The 606-nt window shown below is 62.0% G+C and carries 1 protein-coding gene; it reads right to left on the bottom strand.

Annotated features, from left to right (window positions below; all coding sequences use genetic code 11):
* Positions 1–203 precede the first annotated feature (203 nt).
* Positions 204–606: DUF4376 domain-containing protein (locus tag RX972_RS29085; protein ID WP_316880745.1), on the bottom strand; the 403-nt coding region annotated here is incomplete at its 5' end.

Raw genomic sequence — 606 nt, 5'->3', positions numbered from 1 at the left:
CCGATGTAAGGTGCTGGCGGATGAACTGGTGTGACCGCTGCGAACTCATCGTGAATGCCCATATCCGAGCCTCTGAGAATCAGTCACCGTCTCGCCGCCCGAAAGGGCCGCAGGCGTGACGTTATATCTGGTGTCGTCAGGCGGGTCGAAGTTTGCCGACAGAGGCCCGCCTTCCCGGAGCCTGGCTCCGGGCGTCTGCGCTGCTAAGGCCAGTCGGCCGCATCGATCTGTGCCTGCGTGGTGATGGTGCCAGCCTCGATGCCAGCTAGAACTGCGCCCTCGATGGCAAAGGAGGCGTCGACGTGATCGAGGACCGCATTGGTGATGGCAATGATGGTGGCTGCGTCGATCTCGACAAATCCCGCCGGCGTGTTCCAATTCGTCGTGAAGGCCGCATCCTTGTCCGCCTTCACGCGGGCTCCGGTGATCATGAGCTTGGACCTGTCGTCGGTCGCCACCGACATCCCACCGACAACGATGCCGCCCGTTTCCACACGCCAGCGTTTGTCGGCCGCATAAACCAGCAGCGAGCTTTTCAGAGCAGCCGATCGGAGATTGGCGATGTCATCGATCAGCGCCTCGACGTTTTCGGCGTCGGCATCTGCG

The organism is Pseudomonas syringae group sp. J309-1 (genome assembly GCF_032582135.1).
Taxonomy (GTDB): domain Bacteria; phylum Pseudomonadota; class Gammaproteobacteria; order Pseudomonadales; family Pseudomonadaceae; genus Aquipseudomonas; species Aquipseudomonas quasicaspiana.
The sequence above is the reverse complement of the archived record's forward strand: the minus strand, read 5'-3'. Positions and strand labels throughout refer to the sequence as shown.